Here is a 3073-nt window from a genome sequence, read left to right as displayed (position 1 = left end):
TGTTGATGGCAAGAAGATTCGTATGGATAAACGTTCTGGGGAGCCTGTCGATGGTTAAAGATAAATATGAGCCGCGTTTGAAGAAGGAATATCGGCTTAATATTCGTGAGGCGATGCAAAAAGAATTTTCTTATAAGAATGTGATGCAGATTCCTCAAATTAAAAAAGTTGTTGTTAATATGGGGATAGGTGAGGCGGTTTTAGACTCTAAAAAATCAGAGGTAGCTGCAGCTGATCTTGCTTTGATAGTTGGGCAGAAGCCTGTTATTACTTATGCACGGCGTTCTATTGCTGGTTTTAAGTTAAGAGAAGGCATGAAGGTAGGGGTAAAAGCCACTTTGCGTGGTGTAAAGATGTATGAGTTCCTTGATCGTCTGGTTAACATGGCTTTGCCTCGTTTTCGGGACTTTCGAGGTCTGAATTCTAAGAGCTTTGATGGTTATGGAAATTTTTCTTTTGGAATAAAAGAGCATATTGTGTTTCCGGAAATTGACTATGATAAGGTTGATTGTGTCCTGGGTATGGATGTATCTATTTGTACTACTGCTAGGGTTGATGAACAAGCTAAGCATTTATTAAAATTATTTGGCTTCCCATTTTTGAGATGATTTTTGTTGATGGTTTATGTAAGGAATCTTTGTGTATGGCAAAAGTAAGTGCGATTGAGAAGAACAGGCGTCGTTCTAGAATTGTCGTCAATCAGGCTTCTGGGCGGTTGGCTTTGAAGAAGATTATGATGGATAAATCTTTGACTCTAGAAGAAAGATTTGAGGCAATGCTTAAGTTGGATTCTCTGCCTCGAAATGGTTCTAAAGTTCGTGTCCGTAGTCGATGTGAGGTTACGGGTCGTCCTCGTGGTTTTTATAGGGATTTTCGATTGTCACGTATAGCTCTTCGTGAGTTAGGAAGTATCGGCAATGTTCCTGGTATGACTAAGTCTAGTTGGTAGGGAGAAGGGTATTATGAGTTGTTTAGGTGATATGTTGACGCGAATTCGTAATGCCGCTCTTCGGCGCAAGCCATTTGTTGTAAGTCCGTTTTCTGGGTTGCATGCTAAGGTTTTAGATGTTTTGCAAGAAGAGGGATATATTCGGGGATACAGTTTAGTTGATTGTAAAAAAGGAAAATATCAGCTTAAAATTGAGCTTAAGTATTCCCAAGGTTCTTCTGTTATACGTGAGATTTCTTGTGTATCTAGATCGGGTCGACGCTGTTATTCTCGTGCAAAAGAAATTCCTCGTTTTTTTAATGGTTTGGGTGTAATGGTTGTTACTACTTCGAAGGGGGTTATGGCAGATCATAAGGCTCGAGAGTATAATGTTGGGGGAGAAGTCTTATGCTCTGTCTTTTGAGGTTAGATTTTATTTTGCGTTTTTATGGATGGGGTTTTTGAGATGTCTCGAATTGGTAAGAAGGGTATTCAAATATCTCCTGATGTAAATGTAAAGGTTAAGGATCGTGAGGTAAGCGTTGAAGGTCCTAAAGGAAAGTTGTCTTTTACGGTTAGTGATGATGTAGATGTCTTTCTACGGGAAGGTGTATTGTCTGTTAGTCCTGTCAACAATTCGAAGGAAGCTCGTTCTAAATGGGGAATGTCGCGTACCATGCTTTCTAATCTCTTGCATGGGGTTAAAGAAGGTTATGAGCGTAAACTTGAAATTAGTGGTGTGGGCTATCGTGCTTCTATGGTAGAGAGGGATTTAAAAATTTCTTTGGGTTTTTCCCATGATATTTTTTACTATCCCCCACCTGAAGTTAGCCTTTCTGTTCCTAAGCCAACTGAAATTATCGTTTCTGGTATAAATAAGCAACAGGTTGGGCAGGTTGCCTCTGAAATTCGTGATTATCGAAAGCCTGAACCATATAAAGGTCGGGGGATTAAGTATGCAGATGAGGTTGTTGTGCGCAAGGAAGGTAAGAAGAAATAGGGGTTGGATATAGATGATTACTAGAAAAGATATTCTTGCTCGTCGTGCTGGTCGCGTACGTCGTAATTTGAGTCTTGTATCAAAAGGGAGATTGCGTTTGAGTGTTTATCGATCTTCCAAGCATATATATGCTCAAGTTATAGATGATAGTTCTGGTCACACTCTTGTTTCGGCTTCGAGTTTAAACCAGCCTCTTCGTTCTTCTTTGAAGACGGGTTCAAATATTGCTGCTGCTTCGGCTGTTGGACAGCTTGTAGCGGAGCGTGCTGCGAAAATGGGCATTAAGGCTGTCTGTTTTGATCGTGGACCATACGTCTATGGTGGGAGACTTGCAGCTTTAGCTGATGCAGTTCGTGCAGGTGGGATTAGTTTTTGATTATTGTAACGGCGGGGGAGAATTCTTCTCACCGTTTTTGTGGAAGGAAGGGATTAAGCGATGGCGCAAAAAGAACGTTCTCAGCGTGAGAATCGCCATAATCGCGAAGAGCGTGATGGCGATCTGGTCGATAGCATTGTATCGATCAATCGAGTTTCTAAAGTTCTAAGAGGTGGGCGTAGATTCGCTTTTGCTGCTTTGGTTGTGGTAGGTGATACTAAGAGCAAAGTGGGTTTTGCTCATAGTACTGCTCGTGAGGTTTCGGAAGCTGTTAGGAAGGCGACAGAAGATGCAAAGCGTAACATGGTTTCTATTCCGTTGTTAGACGGGCGTACTTTGCATCATGACAGCAAAGGGCGTCATGGGGCGGGTAAGGTTATTATGAGGTCTGCCAAGGCCGGTACCGGTGTTATTGCTGGTGGGGCAACCCGTGCAATCTGTGAAGTTCTTGGTGTGCGTGATGTTGTTGCTAAGTGTATAGGTTCTTCCAATCCGTATAATGTGGTTCGTGCGACTTTTGATGCTCTTAAATACCAGGTTCATCCAAGAGATGTTGCTTCTCGTAGGGGTATAAAAAATTCTCTTATTCAGGCGAGGCGTATTGCGATTGTGGAATCTGCTTCTAGCGGTAAATAATGAGGTGATTAGGTGATTTCTTCTAGGGTTGATAAAATAGTTGTTAAGCAGATAGGTAGCCCGATTCGTCGTCCATCTATTCAACGTAGGGTATTAATTGGTTTAGGTCTCAATAAGATGCATCGCTGTCGTG

The 3073-nt window shown here is 41.8% G+C and carries 7 protein-coding genes; all 7 read left to right on the top strand.

Going from position 1 to position 3073, the window contains the following annotated elements:
* The first annotated feature begins 50 nt into the window (after positions 1-50).
* On the top strand, positions 51-608 hold the full coding sequence (rplE, locus tag H0G72_RS05885; protein WP_182017841.1) for a 50S ribosomal protein L5: 558 nt from the start codon (positions 51-53) through the stop codon (positions 606-608).
* Positions 609-643: 35 nt separating this feature from the next.
* Positions 644-949 carry a 30S ribosomal protein S14 gene (rpsN, locus tag H0G72_RS05880; RefSeq protein WP_182017840.1) on the top strand — a complete coding sequence of 102 codons (306 nt, stop codon included), beginning with the start codon at positions 644-646 and terminating at the stop codon, positions 947-949.
* Between the two features lie 13 nt (positions 950-962).
* Positions 963-1352, top strand: a complete 390-nt coding sequence (gene rpsH / locus H0G72_RS05875) for a 30S ribosomal protein S8 (RefSeq protein WP_182017839.1) — start codon at positions 963-965, stop codon at positions 1350-1352.
* A gap of 42 nt (positions 1353-1394) precedes the next feature.
* The gene (rplF, locus tag H0G72_RS05870) at positions 1395-1928 is read left to right on the top strand and encodes a 50S ribosomal protein L6 (RefSeq protein ID WP_182017838.1); all 534 of its coding nucleotides are present in this window, start codon (positions 1395-1397) and stop codon (positions 1926-1928) included.
* Between the two features lie 13 nt (positions 1929-1941).
* Entirely contained in the window at positions 1942-2304 is a 363-nt protein-coding gene (gene rplR / locus H0G72_RS05865) for a 50S ribosomal protein L18 (protein WP_182017837.1), read from the top strand.
* Positions 2305-2364: 60 nt separating this feature from the next.
* The gene (gene rpsE / locus H0G72_RS05860) at positions 2365-2940 is read left to right on the top strand and encodes a 30S ribosomal protein S5 (RefSeq protein WP_182017836.1); all 576 of its coding nucleotides are present in this window, start codon (positions 2365-2367) and stop codon (positions 2938-2940) included.
* Positions 2941-2952: 12 nt separating this feature from the next.
* On the top strand, positions 2953-3073 hold a 121-nt coding region (locus tag H0G72_RS05855; RefSeq protein ID WP_310649501.1), incomplete at its 3' end, for an uL30 family ribosomal protein.

The sequence above is a fragment of the Candidatus Liberibacter sp. genome (assembly GCF_014048425.1).
In the GTDB taxonomy this organism is placed as follows: Bacteria; Pseudomonadota; Alphaproteobacteria; order Rhizobiales; family Rhizobiaceae; genus Liberibacter.
Note: the sequence above shows the minus strand (reverse complement) of the source record. Positions and strands in the feature narration are given on the sequence as shown.

What these genes read in the sequence shown, in the direction of transcription:
- rplR (WP_182017837.1), top strand. Translation starts at nt 1,942, where the DNA reads ATGATTACTAGAAAAGATATTCTTGCTCGTCGTGCTGGTCGCGTACGT.
- rpsE (WP_182017836.1), top strand. Translation starts at nt 2,365, where the DNA reads ATGGCGCAAAAAGAACGTTCTCAGCGTGAGAATCGCCATAATCGCGAA.
- rplF (WP_182017838.1), top strand. Translation starts at nt 1,395, where the DNA reads ATGTCTCGAATTGGTAAGAAGGGTATTCAAATATCTCCTGATGTAAAT.
- rplE (WP_182017841.1), top strand. Translation starts at nt 51, where the DNA reads ATGGTTAAAGATAAATATGAGCCGCGTTTGAAGAAGGAATATCGGCTT.
- rpsH (WP_182017839.1), top strand. Translation starts at nt 963, where the DNA reads ATGAGTTGTTTAGGTGATATGTTGACGCGAATTCGTAATGCCGCTCTT.
- rpsN (WP_182017840.1), top strand. Translation starts at nt 644, where the DNA reads ATGGCAAAAGTAAGTGCGATTGAGAAGAACAGGCGTCGTTCTAGAATT.